Below are 22,143 nucleotides of genomic sequence, written 5' to 3'. Positions count from 1 at the left end.
GAATGACAACTATAGCAATCCACAAAGCAAGGACAGTGCCACGCGCCTTAATCCGGACGAGCTGTGCGTTAAAAACCTATAAGAATTGCTAGCTGTCACCCGATGGGCGGCGCGATAGGGTGAGTCATTATCTTTTCGGAAATACCGCAGCGCTGTCTTGCGGCAAACCTGGTGGGAGCGGACTTGTCCGCGAATGCGGTATTTCGGTCACTGCCTATGTATCGGGGGGACCGACCTTTTCGCGGACAAGTCCGCTCCCACAGAAAAACGGTGTTTCTCCAGCAGGTTACGTTTTGTCTGATCGAAGGCGGTTATCTGCTGCGAAGCAGGATCACGCGACGGGTGTTTTCCGACGGTTCTGAAGTGTCGTTCTATCATGAGGGGCCCGCAGCGATTTTTTTGATCCTGCTTGATCTTCTTCAACCACCTCGGGGCGTGCAATGAATCTGGGTCGCTATCGCTTCATTCTTCAACGCCCATTGCAGCTGTTGCCGGTGTTATTCGGTATCAGCCTGGTGACGTTCATCCTGGTGCGCTCGATACCCGGCGACCCGGCGCGCATTCTGCTGGGTGCCCGCAGCACGCCCGACGCGCTGGCCAACATCCGTGCCCAGTACGGCCTCGATCAGCCGATGTGGATGCAATACGTCTATTTCATGAAAAATCTTGTACAGGGCGATATGGGCAAGTCGCTGCTGTACAAGATCGATGTCTTGAAACTGATCGTCACGCGCCTGGAGCCAACCCTGTTTCTGGTGCTGGGCAGCGTGCTGCTGGCGCTGCTGATTGCCATCCCGCTGGCCACCCTTGCCGCACGCAACAAAGGCCGTTGGTGCGACAACCTCATTCGCGTCTTCACCACTACAGGGCTGGGCATGCCCGCCTTCTGGCTGGGAATCATGCTGATCCTGCTGTTCAGCGTGCAGCTTGGCTGGTTTCCCGTGTCAGGCTACGGCAACGACTGGCTCGACAAGATCCACCACATGGTGCTGCCATGCCTGACCATTGCATTGGCGCTGTCTGCCGTGCTGGTGCGTAACCTGCGCGCCAGCATGCTGATGGAATTGCAGGCTGACCACGTCACGGCGGCTCGGGCCAGAGGGCTCAGTGAAGGCGCGCTGTTTCGCTGCCACGTCCTGCCCAATTCGCTGGTGCCTTCAATCAACCTGCTGGCGGTGAACATCGGCTGGCTGATCAGCGGCACGGTGGTCATCGAAAGCCTGTTCGCTATTCCGGGTATCGGCCAGCTGCTGGTGCGCGGCATCTTCAGCCGCGATTACATGGTGGTGCAGGGCGTCGCGATGGTGCTCGCCTGCGCAACGGTCATGGTGAATTTTCTGGCCGACGTGGCGACGGTTGCGGTCGATCCCCGGGTGAACATCAAATGACCGTCGCTCAGTTTCACGCCCCGGTTCACTGGCGTACGCGACTGCGTCTGCGCTTGCGCAACGGCCGACTGGCCATGCTGCTTGGCGGGTCGCTGCTGGGCATGTGGTTGCTGCTGGCGATCTTCGCGCCGTGGCTGGCGCCCTATGACCCGATTTTCCAGAACACCGAATTACGCCTGATGGCGCCGCATCTGGCGCACCCGTTCGGGACCGACAATTTCGGTCGCGATATCCTGTCCCGCGTGATCTGGGCCGCCCGTATCGACCTGCAGATCTGCGTACTCGGCGTTGTCTTCCCGTTCATGATCGGCACCTTCGTCGGTGCGCTGTCCGGCTACATTAGCGGACGCTTCGACAACCTGTGCATGCGCGTGATCGACATTGTTCTGGCGTTCCCGTTTCTGGTCTTGATGCTGGCGATCATTGCCATTATCGGCCCTGGGTTGACCAGCTTCTATATCGCCATGGCGCTGGTGGGCTGGGTGTCGTATGCCCGCCTGATCCGCTCGCAGATTCTGGTACTCAAGGAAAGCGACTTTGCCCTCGCCGCCAAGAGCCTGGGCTTCGGGCACCTGCGCATTCTGTTTCGCCATTTGCTGCCCAACGCGCTGTTTGGTTCGATCGTGTTTTCCATGTCCGACGCGGTACTGGTGTTGCTCAGTGGCGCGTCGGTCAGCTACCTGGGACTGGGCGTGCAACCGCCGCTGGCCGAGTGGGGCACGATGGTCGCCGAAGGTCAGGCGTTTCTGACGTCGGCGTGGTGGATCTGCCTGTTTCCGGGCCTGGCCATTGTCACCCTCGCCATGGGCTTCAGCCTGTTGGCGGATGGCGTGGCCGAAACACTGGGAGAGCGCCGATGAGCACGCCGGTACTGAAGGTCAGCGACATGAGCGTGGTCGCCATCAACCGTGGCCACGAGGTGACGCTAGTAGACCGGTTGTCATTCGATCTGCATCAAGGCGAGATCCTCGGGCTGGTCGGCGAAAGCGGTTCGGGCAAAACCATGGCCTGCCGGGCGCTGATGCAATTGATGCCGTCGCCGGACCTGCAGGTGCGCGGCGGCTCGGTGCTGCTGGGCGATGTCGATCTGCTCACGCTCGATGCCACCCGAATGCGTGCCATGCGTGGGCGGCGCATCGGCATGATCTTCCAGAACCCCAGCAGTCACCTCGACCCGTTGATGCGCATCGGCGAGCAGATTGCCGAAGGCTTTCGTCTGCATCAGGGCTCGTCGAAGCGCGAGGCGAGGGCGCAGGCCATCGACCTTCTGCGCCAGGTCGGAATTCCCGATCCGGCGTCCCGAGTGGACAACTACCCCCATGAGTTTTCCGGCGGCATGCGTCAGCGCGCCATGATCGCCGTTGCGCTGGGCTGCGGCCCTCAAGTGCTGATTGCCGACGAGCCGACCACCGCGCTGGACGTGACCGTTCAGGCGCAGATCCTGCGTCTGCTGATGGACCTGCGCGACCGTCACGGGCTGTCGTTGATCATGATCACCCACGACCTGGGCGTGGTCGCGCAAACCTGCGATTCCATTGCGGTGATGTACGCCGGGCGTTTGTGCGAGCACGGCAGCAAGCGTGATGTGCTGGCTCATGCGCGTCATCCATATACGCGTGGTTTGATTGACTGTCAGCCTGCCAGCAGCGCGGGCAATGCGTTGCTGCGCACCATTCCCGGCCAGCCGCCGTTGCTCGATGCGCTGCCGCAAGGCTGCCGCTTTCATGCCCGTTGCGCGCACGCTGCGCAGGGCTGCGCCGACCGGTTGCCGTTGATGCGCGCGATGGACGATGGCCACGCTGCCGCCTGTCATTACCCGTTACCGATGGCGCTGGCTGGTGTGCAAGGAGTGTGCTCATGAGTAGCCCGTTACTGCTGAGCGTCAATGATCTGGTGGTGCGCTTCCCTGCCTCAGGCACAGGTTTCATGGGCCTGCACAAACAGTGGGTGCAGGCCGTCAACGGTGTGTCCCTGACCCTCGGCGCAGGCGAGACGCTGGGGCTGGTAGGCGAGTCCGGCAGCGGCAAGAGCACGTTGGGCCGCGCCATTCTGCGCCTGAACGACGTGACGTCCGGGCAGATCGTGTTCGACGATGTCGATGTGGCGCAGGGCAGTGGCATTCATCTGCAGCGCCTGCGCAGCGAAACGGCCATGATCTTTCAGGACCCGTTCTCTTCGCTCAATCCGCGCATGACCATCGGTGCCACGCTGGCCGAGGTACTGCACGTGCAGCGCAAGGTCGCCAGGTCCGACATCCCGGCTCGGGTCATCGAGTTGCTGGACATGGTCGGCTTGCGCCCCGAGTTCGCCGAGCGCAAGCCCGGTGCGTTGAGTGGCGGGCAGTGCCAGCGGGTCGGCATTGCCCGCGCGCTGGCCATCGAGCCGCGCCTGATCATCGCCGACGAATGCGTGGCGGCGCTGGACGTGTCCATTCAGGGCCAGATCATCAACCTGCTGCTGGAACTGCGCGAGCGCATGAACCTGGCCATTCTGTTCATTGCCCACGATCTGGCCATCGTGCGTCGACTCTGTGATCGCGTGGCGGTGATGTACCTGGGCCGCATCGTCGAGGAAGGACCTGTCGAGTCGGTGTTTCTCAGCCCGCGTCATCCCTACACCGCAGCCTTGATTCAGGCGATCCCGGAGATCGACCCGAACCGTCCGCTGCCTGGCGAGCCGCTGCAAGGCGAACCACCCAGCCCGCTGCATCTACCCGATGGCTGCGCGTTTCATCCGCGCTGCCGGTTTGCCAGACCCGATTGTTCTCGCACCGCGCCGCCCACGCGCCATGTGGGCGCGCAGCGCTACGACTGTGTGCTTGAAACCCCCGTTGTCTGATCCGCACCACTATCCGTTCTCGATACCGACAAGGAGTTTCCGTATATGAAAGCACGACCTGTGAAGTTGCTGACCGTCGCCATGCTGGCGGCCTGTTCTCTGGCCGCGGGGGTGGCGGAAGCCGCTGGCGTACTGACCATTGGGCGTCGCGAAGACGGCACCACGTTCGACCCGATCAAGAGCGCGCAGAACATCGACAACTGGGTGTTCTCCAACGTCTACGATGTGCTGATCCGTGTCGACAACAAGGGGACCAAGCTGGTGCCAGGGCTGGCAGAGAGCTGGACCATTTCGCCGGACGGGCTGACGTACACCTTGAAGATTCGCCCCTCGAAGTTCTCCGATGGCTCGGAGCTGACCGCCAGCGATGCGGTATTCAGCCTGCTGCGTATTCGTGACGACAAGGGCTCGCTGTGGAGCGACTCGTACAAGGTCATCGACACTGCGGTGGCGAGCGACCCGCACACGCTGGTGATTACCCTCAAGCACCCGTCGGCTTCGTTCCTGTCGCAACTGGCGCTGCCTAACGTGTCGATACTTTCCGAGAAGGCCATGAAAAGCCTCGGCGAAGAGGCCTATGCCGAGAAGCCAGTGGGCTCGGGAGCGTTTACGGTCAAAGAGTGGCGGCGTGGCGACCGCGTGATCCTGGAAAAGAACCCCAACTTCTGGGAAGCCTCCACGGTCAGCCTCGACGGCGTTGAGTGGATATCCGTGCCGGACGACAATACCCGCATGCTCCAGGTCCAGAAAGGTGAACTGGACGCTGCGATCTATGTGCCCTTTTCCCGCGTCGAGAACCTGAAAAAAGACGCTGGCCTGGTCGTGCACCTGGACCCGTCCACCCGCGAAGATCATTTGCTGATCAACCACGAGCACGGCGCACTGGCGAAAGTGGAAGTGCGTCAGGCGCTGGACATGGCCATCGACAAGACCGCCCTTGTCAACGCCGCAACCTTCGGGCTGGGGACTGTCGCCAATTCCTACATTCCCAAAGGTGCGCTGTACCACTACGCCGACAACCTGCAACGTCCTTACGACCCGGTCAAAGCCAAGAAGATGCTGGCTGACGCCGGTGCGTCTGACCTGAAACTCAACTACATCGTCAACGCAGGCAACGAAGTCGACGAGCAGATCGCCGTCATGCTGCAGCAGCAACTGGCCAAGGTCGGCGTCACCGCCACGCTGCAGAAGGTCGACCCAAGCCAGAGCTGGGACATGCTGATTGCCGGTGACTACGACATCTCCGTGATGTACTGGACCAATGACATCCTCGACCCGGACCAGAAGACCACCTTTGTGCTCGGTCATGACACCAACATGAACTACATGACCCGCTACAAGAACGACAAGGTCAAGGAACTGGTCGCCGCCGCCCGCGTTGAAATGGACCCTGAAAAGCGCGAGCAGATGTACATCGACCTGCAAAAAATGGCCAAGGCCGACGTGAACTGGATCGACCTTTATTACAGCCCGTACATCAGCGTGTCACGCAAGAACATCGAACACTTCGGCCAGAACCCGCTGGGTCGTTTCACGCTGGAAGAGACAGTAAAGCGCTGAAGGCGCGCAAACGGGGCCAATAAAGAAATGTCTGACTGAATGCGGACCTGTGGGAGGCGGCTTGCCGGCGATAGCGTCAGTTCAGTCGCTGATGTGTTGCCTCTGAGACGCATCGCCGGCAAGCCGCCTCCCCCAGTCCGTTGGTTGCAGCAAAGCTTGTATATAACGATGAGCGCCAGCTCGTGGGAGGCCTCACCACGTCGCAATGCCGCTCCCGCGCTGGATGCATTCTCAATGTGGGAGCGGACTTGTCCGCGAAGACTGTGTTTCAGGCGCTGCATCTCGGCTGGATGTACTGGCCATTTCGGGGATAAATCCACCCAACGATCAGCCGTGCGCAGGCCGTTGCCTTTTGATCCGGTACATGTCGCTGTCGGCATGACTGAGCAGTGTGTCGGCGTCTTCGCCATCCAGTGGATAGCAGGCGACGCCAATGCTGCAGGACGGCATTTGCACCTCGCCAAGGTCGGTGTCCAGCGGTTCGGCCATGACGGCAAGAATATGCTCGATCTTTCTGGACACGGCTTCCTGAGACTGGATATCGGTCAACAGCACCGTGAACTCATCGCCGCCAATGCGCGCCACCATGCCGGTGTCGCCGATACAGCGCTCCAGCCGCCGCGCGACCATGCACAGCACCTGATCGCCCACGGCATGTCCATGCACATCATTGATGGCTTTGAAGTCGTTCACATCGAGAAAGAGTAACGCCAGAGCCGTCTGTTCCTGACGCGCCTCGCGCAGCGCTGTGTGCAGGCGTTCGTTGAACAGGGACCGATTGGTCAACGCCGTCAACGGATCGTGATGGGCCATGAAGCGCAGCTCTTCCTCGGCCTTGGCAAGAGCGGTCACGTCCCGCGCAACGCCGATCCGCGCACCGACCTCCTCAGACCAGAACGCGGCCCACAGGATGTAAACGATGCCGCCGTCCTTGCGAATGTAGCGGTTACGGAAATCGAAGTGCGGTTGCCCGCTCATGACCCGCGCAATGGAAGCCCGCGTGGCCGCCAGGTCATCGGGGTGCATGTAGTCGATGATGTGCTGACCGATCAACTCTGCAGGACGATAGCCAAGCAGCGCCTCGCACGCATCACTGACGAATACGATCCGGTTGTCGCTGTCGACCACGAAGACGGTATCCAGCATCAGATGGATGAGCTTGGGGTAGAGCGCTTGCAGGTCGACGGGCATGGTTCTGTGACGTCCAGATCAGGTCAGCCGATCATAGCCTGATCGCAAAGCGAGGCGGGGAGAAAATAATGGCTCTTTGATGCTTTTTTGACGGTCCATGAGTATCCGCAGGACTGTTCTGTCAGATGGTCGACAATCGCTTGAGCCCATGCGCTGTCCAAGCGTCTTCAAGTAATGTTCGTGTTGGCTGAAGTGGCATTCACAGCATCAGGTAGGGACGATCTGTTGTGGCGAATGACCGTTTCAAGAGTCTCGCCACAAACAATGACGCGATTCTTCTGATAGACCGTGCCGACTTCATCGTCGGCAAGCCGCCTCCCACAACCTCGTATTGGCGGCGAGACAGCGCAGCGTCGAAGACGCGGAGAAGTCACCCGCGAAAGCGCGTTGTCCCGGTAGACCTTGCGTTGTTTGATGAGCGATGTCATCCACCCGCTCGACCTGCCGCCGCCAAATCGCTCACGCTTTATGCTGACGCCGCGCATCGCTCAGCATCGAGATGGTCAACTTGCGAACTTCCAGTTTGCTGATCTCCACATGAGAGCGCAGCAGTAACAGCGCTTCATCGCGTTTGCGCGCGTGAAGGGCATTGAGGATGGCGGCGTGTTCGAGGTAGGTGTGTTCGATGCGCGCGCTCTTGAAGAAATCCAGGCGCCTGACGATGCGAATACGCTCGGTGACGTCATGATGGACGCGGGCCATTTCCTGATTGCCCGATGCGGCCACCAGTTGGGTGTGAAACTGCTCGTCGAGGTCGGCGACGATTTGCATGTCGGTGTGCCACTGAGCTTTGTCCACCAGCCAGTGTCCGCGCAGGACGTTGAGTTCCGGGTGAACCTCGGCCGATGCGCAGATGCGTTCCACGGCCGCGCATTCCAGCACGATGCGCAAATCGTAGAGCTGGTCGATCTGGGTGAAGTCCAGCGGCTTGACCGACCAGCCCCGGCGAAACTCCACTTCCAGATAGCCCTCACGCTGCAAACGGTACAGCGCGTCGCGCACCGGTGTGCGCGAAACCTGATAACGGTCGGCCAACTGGTTTTCGGTGAAGCGGTCGTAGGGCAGCAGGTAGAAATCGAAGATTTCCTGTTTCAATCGACGATACACCTCTTCGGCCAGCGCGTTGGTGGAATGCGGAGTGGTCACGGCCTTCATTCCAGCGTGCTCAGGTCGATGCTCACATGGGCGGCGACCACTTTCCACGCGCCCTCGAACCGCACCCAGGTCTGCATCTGGCGGCCCAGTCGTTGCGTGACACCGTCGTGAAACTCGGTGCTGACGGTGGCGAAATCCTCACCAAAGGTGCTGACGACCGTACGTACCAATTGCCGTCCTGGACCTACAGGCTGGCAGTGGCGTCGATACAGCGCGATGGCGTCAGCGCCGTGCAGGTTTTCTGCCACGCCGTAACGCACGGTATGTTCGGCCTTCCAGAAATAGTCATCCAGCGTGGTCAGTTCGTTGGCCAGCAGGGCACGTTCGTAATCGACGAACGCATCGGTGACGGCGGCCACCACATGGGGCAGGTTGATATCCATCAGTGTGTATTCCTTGTCTGTAGTGCCTGCTCCAGTGCCGACAACGGCGTCACGCGACCCACGATGCCGCCCTGGGCGGTGATCATGTCGAGCGTCGCCTGCTTGAAGGCGGGAAAGTAACTCTCGGTGGCGTCTTCGATCAACAGGCAGCGATACCCGCGATCATTGGCCTCGCGCATGCTGCTCTGCACACAGACCTCGGTGGTCACGCCCGCAAAGATCAAATGGGTGATACCCGCCGCGCTCAGTCGCCCGTGCAGGCCGGTGGAAAAGAACATGCCTTTGCCCGGTTTGTCGACGACCCACTCGCCCGCCATCGGTGCCAGCGCGTCGATGATCTGATTGCCCGGCTCGCCACTTACCAGAATCCGCCCCATCGGCCCGACATCTCCAATGCGCAGGCCCTCAAGGCCGTGTTCAAGTTTGGAGGGCGGGCAATCGGCGAGTTCGGTGTCGTGGGATTCACGGGTGTGGATCGTGTGGATGCCGTGGGCGCGTGCCAGCGCGAGCAGCCCCTGCACGGTCGGAACGATGGCTTGCAGTGGCAGCACGTCGTTGCCCAGCGCTGCGCCAAACCCGCCGGGTTCGAGAAAATCGCGCTGCATATCGATGATCACCAGCGCCGTGCGGGCGGGGTCGAAAGCAAAATGGGTTGGTCTGGCAGGCACGTCGATCATGCTGACTCCTTTTGCAACTGTTCAGCGCCCGCCATGTGTCGACCCAGCTCAGTGCGATCGGCGTCTCGGGTTGGGGTTTCGAAGACCAGCTCGCCGTCGTGGATCACGGTGATGCGGTCTGCCAGAGTCAGCAATTCGTCGAGGTCTTCGCTCAACAGCAGCACGGCGGCACCGCTGTTGCGGGCGTCGATCAAGCGTTGATGGATCAGCGCCACTGAGGCGAAGTCCAGACCGAACACCGGGTTGGCGACGATCAGCACGGCAATGTCCGAGGTCAGTTCGCGGGCCAGCACAGCCCGTTGCACGTTGCCGCCAGACAGGGTGCCGATGGGTCGGTTCGGATCGTTGGGCGTGACCTGAAAACGCTCGATCAGACCGCGTGCCTGAGCGGCGACCGCGCGACGGTCGATACGCCAGCCCTGACGGCACAGGGGCGGGCGGTCGAAATTGCGCAGGGCCAGATTATCGGCAACGCTGAGCCCGCCGATGCACGCGTTGCGCAGCGGCTCTTCCGGCAGGCTGAACACGCGCAGGCGCTGCATTTGTTCGCGGCTGGCGTGATAAGGCTGTCCCCCGATCAGTACGCGTCCGGCACTGAAGGGCCGCTGGCCCAACAAGGCTTCCGTCAGTTCGCGCTGGCCGTTGCCGGAGATACCGGCAATGCCGAGGATTTCTCCGGGCCGCACCGCCAGGCTCAGGTTTTTTATTGCCAGCGTGCCTTTATCGCCCGGCACGTCGAGCTGCTCGACCTGCAACTGCGGCGCGCGCTCAGGCACGGGCGGGCGATCACTGCTGACGCTGTTTGTGTGCGCATGGCCCATCATCCACGCGGCCATTTGCTGCGTGGTGGTATCTGCGACCGCGCTGCTCGCCACCCAGCGTCCTTTGCGCAACACCGTAACGTCGTCGGCGTAGGTGCTGACCTCGCGAAACTTGTGGGTGATCATCAGCACGGTCAACTCGCCACGGTGCGCCATCTGCTGCATCAGCCCCAGCACTTCATCGGCCTCCTGGGGCGTGAGCACCGAGGTCGGTTCGTCGAGAATCACCAGCCGACGCTCCAGATACAGTTGCTTGAGAATCTCCAGCTTCTGTTTTTCACCGGCGGCCAGGCTGCTGACCGGCCGTTGGATGTCGAGCCGAAACGGCATGCGCGCCATGAAGGCTTGCAGGCGTTCGTGCTCGGCAGCCCAGTCAATGCGCCACGGCAGGTCGCCGCGAGACAACACCAGATTTTCCGCCACGCTCAGGCCCGGCGCGACGGTGAAATGCTGGTACACCATGCCGATCTGCAACTGGTGCGAGTCGCGCGGGTTACGAATCTCGTGTTCGCGGTTGTTGACCAGAATGCTGCCCGACTGCAACGGGCCGTAGCCGATGATGCCTTTGACCAGCGTGCTCTTGCCGGCACCGTTTTCGCCCAGCAGCGCATGCACCGTGCCGGCCCGCACCTTGAATGACACGTCATCCAGCGCGAGAAAGGTGCCGAAGCGTTTGCTGGCACCGATGGTTTCCAGACTCAGGGCGCGCATGGTCACGCCTCCAGCAGATCGCGAAGCATCGATGAATGGCCGACGGCACCGAACACACCGCCCTGCATCTTGATCATGCTCAAGGCTGCCGCGTGGTTGGCCGGGTCGGTGGCTCCGCAGCAGTCTTCGAGCAGGATGCACTCGAAGCCGCGATCATTGGCGTCACGCATCGTGGTGTGCACGCACACATCGGTGGTGATACCGGTGAGGATCAGGTTTTCAATGCCTCGGGTGCGCAGTACCAGCTCCAGGTCGGTGGCGTAGAAAGAACCCTTGCCAGGCTTGTCGATGATGATCTCACCGGGCAGCGGGGCGAGTTCTTCGATCAGTTCCCAGCCGGGCTCGCCACGCACCAGAATCTTGCCGCAAGGGCCTGGATCACCAATACCCGCGCCGATGCGCTGCGAGCGCCAGCGTTTGTTGGCGGGCAGGTCGCTGAGGTCCGGGCGATGGCCTTCGCGGGTATGAATGATGGTGAAACCCAGCGGACGCATCAGCGCCAGCAGCCCCTTGATCGGCTCGATGGGCGCACGGGTCAGCGCCAGGTCATAGCCCATGCTGTCCACGTAACCGCCAACGCCGCAGAAGTCGGTCTGCATGTCGATCACGATCAGCGCCGTGTTATTCGCGTTGAGCTTGCCGTTCCATGGCCACGGATAGGGCTCGGAAGCCAGATAACGTTCACTCATCGGGGTTATTCCTTCCACGTGGTCGGGGTGGGTTTGAACGTGCGTTCGGGCGCATCGAAACCGCAGGCGCTGCCATCGGTGTGCACCACGTCCGCTTCCCACGGCAGACGGTATTCACCGGCGGCGAGGTCGTGCATGTAGGTGTAGGGACAGTCCTGCGCACCGCCTTTGACGGCGACATAACCGCGATGGCCGAACTGATAAATGTTGTTTTCCACACCCCAGTTCAGGCGCGCTTCGCGGACCAGATCCGGGCGCAGTTCACAGCAGACGATTTCATCCGCACGCCCGCCGCCCTCGGCCATGAGCGTGCCGTCGAAGTCGACGAACATCGCTTCGCCCATTGAATCGAACGTGCCGTCCGAGCCGCACATGCAGACGCTGGCGGTCTGCATCAGGTTGGTGAAGGCGTTGCTCTGGTTGGTGATCTTCCACGAATGACGAATCGGCGCTGTGTAGCCTGCCGTGCGCAGCATGATGTCTGCACCTTTGTAGGCGCACTCGCGGGCCATCTCGGGGAACATGCCGTCGTGGCAGATGATCAGCGCCAGCGTGCTGCCGCGCGGACCCTTGCACACCGGAATGCCCAGGTCGCCCGGTTCCCAAGGCTCAACCGGCACCCAAGGGTGCAGCTTGCGGTAATACAGCTGAATCTCGCCCATGTCATCGACGATCAGGCCGCTGTTGAACGGGTTGCCGTGCGGGTTGGCTTCCATGATCGAGAAGCAGCCCCAGATACGATGCTCGCGGCAGGCCTGACGTAGCGCCGCAACTTCAGGACCGTCCAGGCTGCACATGATCTCTGGCGCAGTGCTCATGGACAGACCGTGCAGCGAATACTCGGGAAACACGATCAGGTCCATGCCGGGATTACTGCGTCGTGCCTTGGCAACCATCGACACCACTTTCTGGGTTTGCGTCCACAGCGCCTCGCGGGTGTGCGGATCGGGAAGCGCCAGTTGCGCCAGACCGATCACTACGCCGTTGGGCGATTTGTTCAAGCCACCAAGACCACTGGCCATGTCATGCCTCCTATAAAAAAACGTGTAGCCCGCTGAATAAAGGCGATTTTGTGGGAGCGGACTTGTCCGCGAAAAGGCAGGTACTTTCGACAAATATGTAGCGACTGAAACACAGTGTCCGCTGACAAACGGAACGCCGCCCGGTCCGCTCCCACGAAGTTTGCTGCGCGACAGCGCGGCGTAGGAGACGGCGCGGGACCTCCTCTGGAAATGTGTTCATCGGGTCATGCTCAATTCGCCGGGCGCACCGCTCAGGGTGCGGCCACGCCGACAGGTTGCGTACATCACGCCAAGGGTCAGCGCGTAGGGCGCGGCCGCGAACAGGTAGTAGCCGCTGCTTATGCCCACGGCCTGCAACGCCGGACCAATCGCCCCGGCTGCGCCGAACAGCAGCGATGCCCACAGGCAGGCGAGTGGCCGCCAGCGAGCGAAAATCACCAGCGCGACAGCCATCAGGCCCTGACCGCTGGACAGGCCTTCGTTCCAGCTGCCTGGGTAATACAAGGACAGGTACGCGCCGCCAATGCCCGCCAGCGCGCCGCCGATGGCTGTGGCGATGATGCGCACGGTGATGGGTCGATAGCCCAGCGCCTGCGCGGTCTCGGCATGGTCGCCCACCAGTCGCAGCATCAGGCCCCAGCGCGTGCTGCGCAGACCCCAATGCAGCGCAAAGGCCAGGGCCACGCCGATGAAAAACAGCACGTTGATGTTCAGGGCCGAGCGCAAGCGTTCTTCGCTGCTCCATGCACCCAGCGCCAGTGACGGCAGCATGGGCGCTTGCGGCTGGATGAACGCCTTGCCGAGAAAGAACGCCAGACCGGTGCCGAGCAGGATCAGTGCAATGCCGAACGCGATGTCGTTGACGCGCGGCAGCGAGCAGGCAATGCCATGCAGCAAGCCCAGCAACAACCCGACACCGGCTGCCGCAGCCACGCCCAGCCAGGCCGAACCTGTCAGGCACGCGACGGCATACCCGGACATCGCCCCGGCAACCAGAATGCCTTCCAGGCCCAGATTGATGCGGCCACTCTTTTCCGTCAGGCATTCGCCCAGGCTGACGAAAAGGAAAGGTGTACCGACGCGGATCGAACCGGCCAACAGCGCCAGCAAAAAGGTGCTCAGGTCGATATCAGCCACGTTGCGGTGCTCCTTTTTCCAGGGTCGGCTGCGGTTGCGCGAGCCTGATTTTCCAGGCCGCCAGACGCCCGCTGAGGGCCTCCCAGAGCAACAGATTGGTGAACAGCAGCCCTTCGAGGATCAGGGTGGTGGCATCCGGCAGGCCAAGACGGCGCTGCAACAGGCCGCCGCTGGCTTCCAGACCACCGAGCAGGATCGCGCAGAAGATGATCGCCAGCGGATGATGGCGCGCGGCGAACGCCACAAGGATGCCGCTGGTGCCGTAACCGGCGATCAGCGCAACGTTGGCACTGCCTTGCACGGCCGTGACTTCAAACATACCCGCCAGACCCGCCGCTGCACCGCCGAGCAGGCAGCTCAACAGAATCAGCCGGTCCACCGGCAGGCCGATCATGAGAGCCGTTCGCACGTTGCCACCGACCACGGCGAGGGCGAAACCCTTCACGCTGTGGCGCACCAGTACATAGGCCAGCAGACAGGCAACCACGCCCGCCACCAGACCCCAGTGCACTTCAAAGCTGTCGCTGATGGTGCCGACCAGATAGGCATCATCCAGTGGCGGCGTGGACGGTTTGTTCAGGCTTGCCGGATCACGCAGCGGCCCTTCGACCATCTGCCTGAACAGCGCCAGCGCGATGTACGACAGCAACAGGCTGCTGATGGTCTCGTTGACGCCCCGGTGCTGGCGCATCCAGCCACTCAGGCCGATCCACAGCGCGCCGGTCAGCATCGCGACAATGCCCATGCATCCAAGCATCAGCCACGGTGCCACGGGCGGCAGCCAGAGCGGTGTGACGGCCGCTGCCAGCCCGCCCAGCACCAGCGCACCTTCGCCACCAATGATGATCAGCCCGGCTCGCGCCGGCAGTGCCACGCAGAGCGCGGTGAGCATCAACGGCGCGGCGCGTTGCAAGGTGTTCTCCAGCGCAAACCAGGAGCCGAACGCGCCTTCGCCGACCAGTTGCAGAGCCTGCCACGCAGGCTTGCCCTGAACCGTGAGAAACAGCAGAAACAGCACGCACGATGACAACACCGCCAACAGCGTCGGCAGCCCCGGCAACATGGCCCCGGCCAGACGCCGCAGGGTTCGCGAGACGAACATCGGACGCTCCTCAGATCTGGCCAACAACGCCTTCCACCAGATAATTCATGCTTTCCAGGGCGATATCGGTCTGCGCCTGTACCACGCCGTCGGCGATCACCACCTGGCCCTTGTTGTCCTTGAGCGGGCCTTTGAAAATCACGAAGCTGCCCGCCAGCATCTGCGCCTTGATGGCGTCGGCTTTCTGCTTGGCCTCGGCACTGACGGCTGGCCCGTAAGGTGAGGTTTTGACGAAGCCTTCCTTCAAACCGCCGCGCAGAAAGTTGATCATCGGCGCACCGGTCTGGATCGCTGCAACGTGGGCGCGGTAAGGCGTTTCCCAATTCCATTCGGCACCGGTGAGGTAGCCTTTCGGTGCCAGTGCCGCCTGACTGGCGTGGTAGCCGCAGGTCATCGCGCCACGTTTCTCGGCGGTCTCGACAATCACCTTGGGGCCGTCGACGTGGCAGGTCAGCACATCACAACCCTGATCGATCAGGCTGTTGGCGGCTTCCGCTTCCTTGATCGGCAACGACCAGTCGCCGGTGAAAATCACCGTGGTCATGATGCTCGGGTCAACCGAGCGTGCGCCCATGGCAAAGGCGTTGAGGTTGCGCAGCACTTGCGGCACCGGCTTGGCGGCCACGAAGCCAAGCTTTTTCGATTTGCTCATGTGCCCGGCAACGACACCGTTCAGGTATTGGGCTTCATCGATGTAGCCGAAGAAACTGCCCGCGTTCATCGGGTCGCGACCTTCCTTCCACAGTCCGCCGCAGTGGGCGAAACGCACGTCCGGGTATTTCTTCGCCACCTTGATCACATGCGGGTCGAAGTAACCGAACGAGGTCGGGAAGATCAGCGTCGCGCCGTCCTGGCGAATCATCGCCTCCATGGTCTTCTGCACGGCCACGGTTTCCGGGACGTTTTCTTCTTCGATCACTTTGACGTTGGGCAGCGTCTTGATGATGGCAGCGGCTTGCGCGTGGGCCTGGTTGTAGCCGAAGTCATCGCGGGCTCCCACATAAATGAAACCCACCACCAGCGGCGCATCGGCCGCGTACGCACGGCTGAACGGCAGCGCCGCGCTGAGACCGATAATGCCCGCCAGTTTGATGAAGCTGCGACGATCGACATTCGACATTGGTGCTACCCCTGATCAATGAGCCGTGGAAGAAGTGGTGTGCGCGGCGCGATAAGCGCGCCACCCTTTGAATTCGGTGATGTCCAGCGCGTCCGCAAGGCCATACGGTTCGCAGATGAAACCCTTGACCCACTCACCGTCGGCCAACTGCAACGAGCCGATGCCCAGCGGTGCGGGAATGGCGGCGACAAACGCGCCGAACAGGCTGAGTGGCATTTCCCAGACTTCCACTTCGATGTTCACGCCGTGGGCAGGCACCCGAACCAGCCCCGGTTTGGCTGGCGTGGTGTTCGCCAGCGCATACAGCCGATAGTCGGCACTGGTCGTGGTCAGGCTGCGCAGGCGAGCGCCGCCTTCCAGCAACTGCCAGTTAAGTGGTTGTCCCTGAAGGTGGGCGCCAACCACCGCCACCTGAACGGTCGCGACGTTGAAGGGCAGGGGAGCCAGCGCCACCCGGTCGCGCTGATCGACCGCACCGAAACGGGCCTGCCAGCCTGCCGCGATCTCGGCAAGGCGCTGGTCCGCGCCCGCCGGACCGATCAGCGTGATACCCGCAGGCAGACCGTCTTCACGCCGATGTGCCGGGATGGCCAGCGCGCTCATGTTCATCAGGTTGACGAAGTTGGTGTAGTAGCCCAGCTGCGAATTCAGCTCGACCGGATTGGCCAGCACCGCTTCGAGGGTCGGCATGCACGGCGCAGTCGGCACCACCAGCACATCGACGTCGGCCAACAGCGCTTGCGCCGCGCGAGTCAGCTCGGCCAGGCGATAACGCGCCTTGAAGCTGTCCACGGCATCGTACGAATCCGCGCTCTGCAAAATGCCGCGCACCACCGGGTGAATGTCCGCGGCAGGCGTCTCGAAAAATTCACCCACCGCCGCGCGCCGCTCGGCCACCCACGGTCCTTGATAGAGCAGGGCAGCCGCCTCGGCAAACACATCGAACGCAACGTAGGTCAGCGTCACCTGGGGATCGCTTTCAAGCGACTTCAGCGCCTTGTCGAACGCGGCCGCCGCCTGAGCATCGCCAAAGAATTCACACGTTTGCGGCACGGCAACCCGTCGCGCACGACGCAGCACCGGCAACGCCTGCACCGCGACACTGCCTGGATCCTGCGCATCGAAATCCGCCATCACCTGCGCGACCTGCCAGGCCTGCGCCACATCGTTGGCAAAAATCGACGGGCAATCCAGCGTGCGACAGGCAGGCACCACGCCACGGCTGCTGAACAACCCCAGGCTCGGTTTGAGCCCGACGATTGCGTTGAAACCCGCAGGCACCCGGCCCGAACCCGCCGTGTCTGTGCCCAACGCAAAACACACATGACCCCGCGCCACCGCCACCGCAGAACCCGAGCTCGACCCGCCGCTGACATACGCCGGATCACATGCGTTGCGCACCGCTCCATAAGGCGAACGAACACCCACCAGCCCCGTCGCGAACTGGTCCAGATTGGTCTTGCCCATCAGAACCGCGCCGCTGTCCAGCAAGCGCTGCACCACATGCGCCGTGGCCTGAGCCTCGTAACCAAACGACGGACACGCCGCCGTGGTGGTCAGCCCCGCAACATCGAAATTGTCCTTCACTGCGAACGGAATGCCGAATAGCGGCAGGGTCTCGTACAGCGCATCGCCCAGTTCTTCCGCGAGCTGCTCAAGCGTTTTCGCCCTTTCCAGCAGGCGCGAAACCGGCTCGCGATGAATCCAGACTTCCGGGCGGTCGTCTGCATCAATGCGCGCAGACAGGTCCTGCAGAAAGGTCGCCAGCGAGGTCTGGCCGGTGCGTAAAGACGTCTGGATGGCAGCGATATCAAGATCAGTCATTGGCGTGTTCATTCATGTATACAAGATTGAATGTGCCAGAGCAGGTTTCGTGCCGAGAGGCGGTCAGGCTTTATTTTCAGCGGGCTGTAGCGAATTTTTCAGCAAGGTGCGGGATGACTTGCGCGCTGTTGTTGAGCACCGCAACGGGAGGGTGCACAAAAAGGGGACGTGATTTTACGTTAACGCCGTGCTGTGGAATTGAGGCTCATGACGTCGGGATGCGCACGCGTAATGAAACCTACGACAACGCTTCCAGCCTTGCCTCTACGGCATCATCAAAAATGATGAACAACGCCTCCGCATCTGCCGCACGCAATTTGCGCGAGCTTTCGAGGTTCTGGATGACCTCAATCTGGATGGCTCGTTCGGCCTCAAGGTCCGCAGGCGTGCTGGCGGCGTTAAGCGCGCGGAGCAGGTCATTCATCTCGTCGCGGATGGGTTTTTGAAGGCGTAAGAGGTCGAGTTTTTCTTGGGGCATGCTGTGAGTCTCATGGCGCTGGGGACGGGCGTGGGGAGGATTTTACGTCAAAATGCCGATCACACCCGAAAACATCAGCCGTGCGACTGTGTGAACACGTTGCCTTCTTTAATCAGGATCACTCGTTACGCTGCACCTTCTCTGATCAAGCGCATGCGCTCGATGTGAGGGATGCGCCGGTGTGAATGGCGCATCGTCCAGCCCCGAGCCTGAAATGGCTATGTAGCCACTTGCGGGACGCTGGCTGGACTATTGGCCGTAACGTACTGAATCACTTCGTCGAGCGTGTCGATGTCTGGAGCGTTGCTCACTAACGCCTCAGGCGAGCACCACGGGTAATTCAAGGCCGACAGCCACTCCATGGTGCTCTGCAGGTCAGTCGCTGGCAGTGTTTTCATGTGTTCTATGGTGATCGTGAGCCTTTCGACAAGCCCCGATTCTGGGCTGAACTGCCATTCATAAAGACCGCAACCGACGCGTGCTTCGCCGGAGTTCTTGTCGGACATGCCGACCAGCCATTGGCACTGGTAGGTTTTTGCCTCGGGTTCAGGTGGGCTGCCCACGCAGAACGTGTACACGTTTTCGAACGTCTGGCCGAACCGTCTGACCAGCACGTCGCCTATCGGTCCAAGCCCCTCAAGATGAGGTGGAAACGAGATAGACCCCGTGCGCACGTGCATGTCCAGTATCGCTTCTGGCGCAAAGGCCTGGGATAGCAAATGTGGGCGGTTGCCGTCCTTGGCTTTTATGTATTGTCGTATCGATCGTTGAGCCGTATTCATGGTGTGTCCGTCGCATCCCTATAAGGTTGAGAACAGTCCGTGGGCGGCTCGCGTGACCTGTTTACGTGAGTCCGCACGCGAGTCCGCACGTCGTTATAAGGCGTTATTCCACAGGTCCGTCACCAGCATGCAACCAGGGGCGTGGGTGATGCACAGGGGCGGACGTGAGGCTTGCATCACCGATTGCGGCGTCACACCGCAGGCCCAGAACACCGGAATATCGTCGGCTTCGAGCGGTACGGCATCTCCGTAGTCCGGGCTGCTCAGCGAGTGGATGCCGATCAGCGCGGGATCACCGATGTGCACGGGGGCTCCGTGGACGTTGGGCATACGCGCAGTGATCTGAATCGCCTTGATCGCTTCAGCGGCTTTCATCGGGCGCATGCTCACCACCAGTTTGCCGCTCAGGCGGGCGGTAGGGCGTGTATCAATGTTGGTCTGGTACATAGCGACATTGCGCTTCAGATCGATGTGCCTCATGGGGATGCCAGCGTCTAGCAGCGGTTGCTCAAAAGAGAAGGAGCAGCCGATGGCAAAAGCCATCATGTCGTCCTGCCACAAATGCTCGATATCCGTCGGCTCTTCGCTCAGCTCGCCATGGCGATAGACCCTGTAGCGGGGCACGTCATGGCGGATATCAATGGCTATCCCGAGATTGCGAAAGTACGGATCACCGGGCTCCGTCACGTCGAGCACCGGGCAGGCCTGACGATTGAGCGTGCAAAACCGCAGAAACTCGTTCGCCCAATCACTGGGCAGCATCACGATATTGGCTTGTACCCGGCCTTGGCCCAGGCCAGCGGTGTGGCCCTGATAATGCCCGGCGGCGATGGCTTGGCGTAAGGCCAGTGGATCTTTTTGCTGCGCGTGTTCTAACGACAGGGCGGGTTGACTCATCACGGTATCTCCTTGGGTTCGATAGCCCTTTTTAGAAAACCGGAAGAGCGCCGTCCAACAAGGAATATTGGTACCCCGAACAACTAATCGTTATTCAAGGGGATGTCGACCGTCGAGGCCCGGCGCCGCGGCCATTCGTTGCGGGCCGACATCCGCGGCGTATTGGCAGACGACCTGGCGGCTCATGCCAACGATGCTCTCGATCAACTCCAGCCCGACCCCGGCGCGCCAGGACGCCACGACGTCCAGTTGTGGCAGGCGCGTGCCAGGCTCCAACTGAATCAGTTCGCCGCTGGCCAGGGCGTTGGCCACCAATGCCGCCGGCAAGGCACCAATGCCGAAGCCGTCACGAATCAGCCGGGTCATGGCCGACACCGAATTGACGCAACTCACACGCGGAGTGCTGATGCCGTGGGCATGCAACAGGTTGCGCACATCCTGATGCGGTTGTGAGTGCTTGACGAAGGTGATGATGCGCTCGCTGGCCATCTCGGCGAGCGAGGCGTAAGGCCGGGCATAGATCGAGTTGCTGGCGGCGATCCAGTGCATGGGATAGTGCCCAAGCTCAAGGTTGCGCACGCTGTCGTGGCGGATCAGGTCAGTCTGGAAAACGATGTCCAGATAACCCTTTTGCAACTGCTCGCAGAGGTTGCGTGCTGCATCGGCGGTGATCTCGATTTCCACAGCGGGGAAGGTCTGCATCAAGGTCGATATCAACGGGCTGAACCAGGTGTGGATCACCGTATCCATCACCCCGATACGCACCAACCCCCGCTGTGAACTGGGGTTAGCCAGCGACTGCTTCAACGCCCGCTGCACCTCAAGCATCTGCTCGGCGTAGTCGAGCACCTTGAGACCCTCGGGCGTCAACGACACCCCACGCGAGTCCCGCACGAACAGCCGCAGCCCCAACTCATCCTCCAGCGAAGCGATCCGACTGGAAATCGCCGCCTGGGTGCTGAACATCTTTTCGGCGGTAAGGCTGAAACTTTGAAGACGAGCGACCCAGACGAAGGTCTCGAGGAATTTGAGGTTCATCTTGGTTCTCTTGGCTCTTGTGGTTGTCTTGAGAGACGTCGAGCTGCAATTGTTACTCCAGAGTTCGTTGCGGGGGGTATCAAAGTTTTTTATGGGGTGGGGCGGGGTTTTTGTTTGAGGCTGGTTTGGGGTGGTGTGATGAGCCGTTTGGTTGCTGCGGCGGGATGCGTCGTGGGGGGGGGGGATTGATTCATGCCAGTTCGGTACTGCACTCCACGTGACCACCCGTTTGCATTCGGTCTGACCAGCACCGTTCGTCACTATGATTTGGCAGTACGCGGGCCACCGCGGATGGTCAGCGATTGCTGGCACAGCCACCGCATCTATAAGCACCTGCACCTGCACCTGCACCCGCTCCTGCGGGTAGATCGTCTACTACAAGACGATGTGGACGTAGGCGAGCTGCAACTGAGCCACTACCGCCTGAGCAAGCGCGCCGAACACTAGCTACGCCTGAGCGAGAAAAACGACGAATATACCCTTAAACTTGGCAGCGACGTGGGCAGCGGCAGGCCCCATGACGCGGAGAAGAAACGCTTGTCAGAAATCATCGAGGCGCTGAATGATATCTTTGGTGCCGAAGTGAGCGACGACGACCAGTTGCAGTTCCTCACTGGCATTGCCCAGCGTATCAGCCGTCAGGAAGATGTGATGGCCCAAGTGAACAGTCATTCTGTGGATCAAGTGATGCACGGCCTGTTTCCCAAGCGCGTCCTCGACACAGTGTTGGACGCCATGACTGACCACGAGAAGCTCTCGCTGGAAGTGCTGGATAGTGAGACGAAGAGCCGGGCGTTTGCGTTGGTGATTTTGAAGATGCTCAAGACCGTGGCCACCCTCGATGAGAGCCGCGTGGGCTGGGCTTAAAGCGACGGGTAAGATTAGGGAGTTACAGTGGGAATTCCGGATTTTCAAAGTGTGATGCGCCCCGTGTTGAGCACCGTTCAGAACGGTGCGCCGTTGCCGCTCAATGAGTTGCGAGAGAGGGTGGCTGATCAATTCCAATTGACCGAGGATGAACGCAAGGAGCGCCTACCATCCGGTCGGCAGACGGTGATCAACAACCGAGTGGGATGGGCTCGCACCTATTTGAATAAGGCGGGGCTGCTGTGCATTCCGGCCAAGTGTAGTGGCATGGGTGATACTCCATGGGATGTTCACTGCAGTTATGTAGAACTGAAAAAAATTGGGATTTGCGTTCCGCTCCGGGCGGCAGGGCTGATGCCGTTACGTGTGACCTGCTACAGGCTTAACCGCGAAAGCTTGGGAGGAAGCATCAGGCAGAGTGTGAGTGGGTAGATTAATCCTGGCAGGCTTACTCATTTGGTTT

At 61.1% G+C, this 22,143-nt stretch carries 21 protein-coding genes and 1 pseudogene; 7 read left to right on the top strand and 15 right to left on the bottom strand.

Features of this window, described 5'->3' with window-relative positions:
• Positions 1–440 precede the first annotated feature (440 nt).
• From H8S56_RS14330 to H8S56_RS14310, 5 genes are read left to right on the top strand one after another with little or no spacing between them, the layout of a single operon-like run.
• A complete protein-coding gene (locus H8S56_RS14330) occupies positions 441–1,388 on the top strand; it encodes an ABC transporter permease (RefSeq protein WP_187519008.1) in 948 nt (315 codons plus the stop codon).
• On the top strand, positions 1,385–2,248 hold the full coding sequence (locus H8S56_RS14325; protein ID WP_187519007.1) for an ABC transporter permease: 864 nt from the start codon (positions 1,385–1,387) through the stop codon (positions 2,246–2,248). Before H8S56_RS14330 ends, H8S56_RS14325 begins: the two co-directional genes overlap by 4 nt.
• On the top strand, positions 2,245–3,249 hold the full coding sequence (locus tag H8S56_RS14320) for an ABC transporter ATP-binding protein (protein ID WP_187519006.1): 1,005 nt from the start codon (positions 2,245–2,247) through the stop codon (positions 3,247–3,249). Before H8S56_RS14325 ends, H8S56_RS14320 begins: the two co-directional genes overlap by 4 nt.
• The gene (locus H8S56_RS14315) at positions 3,246–4,226 is read left to right on the top strand and encodes an ABC transporter ATP-binding protein (RefSeq protein ID WP_187519005.1); all 981 of its coding nucleotides are present in this window, start codon (positions 3,246–3,248) and stop codon (positions 4,224–4,226) included. The genes H8S56_RS14320 and H8S56_RS14315 overlap by 4 nt, the downstream gene beginning before the upstream one ends.
• A gap of 45 nt (positions 4,227–4,271) precedes the next feature.
• A complete protein-coding gene (locus tag H8S56_RS14310) occupies positions 4,272–5,786 on the top strand; it encodes an ABC transporter substrate-binding protein (protein WP_187519004.1) in 1,515 nt (504 codons plus the stop codon).
• A gap of 327 nt (positions 5,787–6,113) precedes the next feature.
• Here H8S56_RS14310 and H8S56_RS14305 read toward each other — a convergent pair whose 3' ends face one another.
• The 15 genes from H8S56_RS14305 to H8S56_RS14235 form a co-directional block, all read right to left on the bottom strand.
• A complete protein-coding gene (locus H8S56_RS14305; RefSeq protein WP_024694620.1) occupies positions 6,114–6,977 on the bottom strand; it encodes a sensor domain-containing diguanylate cyclase in 864 nt (287 codons plus the stop codon).
• A 459-nt stretch (positions 6,978–7,436) separates the two neighbouring features.
• Complete coding sequence (locus H8S56_RS14300) at positions 7,437–8,132, bottom strand: GntR family transcriptional regulator (RefSeq protein ID WP_032610409.1); 696 nt, start codon at positions 8,130–8,132, stop codon at positions 7,437–7,439.
• Positions 8,129–8,515: an oxalurate catabolism protein HpxZ gene (gene hpxZ, locus H8S56_RS14295; protein WP_187519003.1), complete on the bottom strand. Its 387-nt coding sequence runs from the start codon at positions 8,513–8,515 to the stop codon at positions 8,129–8,131. Before hpxZ ends, H8S56_RS14300 begins: the two co-directional genes overlap by 4 nt.
• Positions 8,515–9,192: a cysteine hydrolase family protein gene (locus H8S56_RS14290; RefSeq protein WP_187519002.1), complete on the bottom strand. Its 678-nt coding sequence runs from the start codon at positions 9,190–9,192 to the stop codon at positions 8,515–8,517. Before H8S56_RS14290 ends, hpxZ begins: the two co-directional genes overlap by 1 nt.
• Positions 9,189–10,724: an ABC transporter ATP-binding protein gene (locus H8S56_RS14285; RefSeq protein ID WP_187519001.1), complete on the bottom strand. Its 1,536-nt coding sequence runs from the start codon at positions 10,722–10,724 to the stop codon at positions 9,189–9,191. Before H8S56_RS14285 ends, H8S56_RS14290 begins: the two co-directional genes overlap by 4 nt.
• Positions 10,725–10,726: 2 nt before the next feature.
• Positions 10,727–11,413: a biuret amidohydrolase gene (gene biuH, locus H8S56_RS14280; protein ID WP_187519000.1), complete on the bottom strand. Its 687-nt coding sequence runs from the start codon at positions 11,411–11,413 to the stop codon at positions 10,727–10,729.
• A gap of 5 nt (positions 11,414–11,418) precedes the next feature.
• On the bottom strand, positions 11,419–12,435 hold the full coding sequence (locus H8S56_RS14275) for a formamidase (RefSeq protein ID WP_187518999.1): 1,017 nt from the start codon (positions 12,433–12,435) through the stop codon (positions 11,419–11,421).
• Between the two features lie 216 nt (positions 12,436–12,651).
• Positions 12,652–13,572, bottom strand: coding sequence for an ABC transporter permease (locus H8S56_RS14270; RefSeq protein WP_024694623.1), 921 nt, complete (start codon positions 13,570–13,572; stop codon positions 12,652–12,654).
• Positions 13,565–14,674 carry an ABC transporter permease gene (locus H8S56_RS14265; protein WP_187518998.1) on the bottom strand — a complete coding sequence of 370 codons (1,110 nt, stop codon included), beginning with the start codon at positions 14,672–14,674 and terminating at the stop codon, positions 13,565–13,567. The genes H8S56_RS14270 and H8S56_RS14265 overlap by 8 nt, the downstream gene beginning before the upstream one ends.
• A 10-nt stretch (positions 14,675–14,684) precedes the next feature.
• Positions 14,685–15,794 (bottom strand): BMP family ABC transporter substrate-binding protein, encoded by a 1,110-nt coding sequence (locus H8S56_RS14260; protein ID WP_024684776.1) that lies wholly within the window; start codon positions 15,792–15,794, stop codon positions 14,685–14,687.
• A 15-nt stretch (positions 15,795–15,809) separates the two neighbouring features.
• Positions 15,810–17,618 (bottom strand): allophanate hydrolase, encoded by a 1,809-nt coding sequence (gene atzF, locus H8S56_RS14255; protein ID WP_187518997.1) that lies wholly within the window; start codon positions 17,616–17,618, stop codon positions 15,810–15,812.
• 238 nt (positions 17,619–17,856) lie between these two features.
• A complete protein-coding gene (locus tag H8S56_RS14250; RefSeq protein ID WP_024684778.1) occupies positions 17,857–18,096 on the bottom strand; it encodes a hypothetical protein in 240 nt (79 codons plus the stop codon).
• A 218-nt stretch (positions 18,097–18,314) separates the two neighbouring features.
• Entirely contained in the window at positions 18,315–18,878 is a 564-nt protein-coding gene (locus H8S56_RS14245) for a hypothetical protein (RefSeq protein WP_187518996.1), read from the bottom strand.
• 93 nt (positions 18,879–18,971) lie between these two features.
• Positions 18,972–19,775 (bottom strand): putative hydro-lyase, encoded by an 804-nt coding sequence (locus H8S56_RS14240; RefSeq protein ID WP_187518995.1) that lies wholly within the window; start codon positions 19,773–19,775, stop codon positions 18,972–18,974.
• 90 nt (positions 19,776–19,865) lie between these two features.
• On the bottom strand, positions 19,866–20,813 hold the full coding sequence (locus tag H8S56_RS14235) for a LysR family transcriptional regulator (protein WP_187518994.1): 948 nt from the start codon (positions 20,811–20,813) through the stop codon (positions 19,866–19,868).
• Between the two features lie 342 nt (positions 20,814–21,155).
• On the opposite strand from H8S56_RS14235, the pseudogene H8S56_RS14230 reads away from it, so the two are divergent.
• Both H8S56_RS14230 and H8S56_RS24515 read left to right on the top strand, forming a co-directional pair.
• Positions 21,156–21,680: pseudogene (locus H8S56_RS14230) on the top strand (type I restriction endonuclease subunit R); the annotation flags it as partial.
• A 27-nt stretch (positions 21,681–21,707) separates the two neighbouring features.
• Entirely contained in the window at positions 21,708–22,112 is a 405-nt protein-coding gene (locus tag H8S56_RS24515) for a winged helix-turn-helix domain-containing protein (RefSeq protein ID WP_328803402.1), read from the top strand.
• The last annotated feature ends 31 nt before the right edge of the window (positions 22,113–22,143 follow it).

The sequence above is a fragment of the Pseudomonas triticifolii genome (assembly GCF_014358015.1).
Lineage (GTDB): Bacteria > Pseudomonadota > Gammaproteobacteria > Pseudomonadales > Pseudomonadaceae > Aquipseudomonas > Aquipseudomonas triticifolii.
This window is presented reverse-complemented; position numbering and strand designations above follow the sequence as displayed.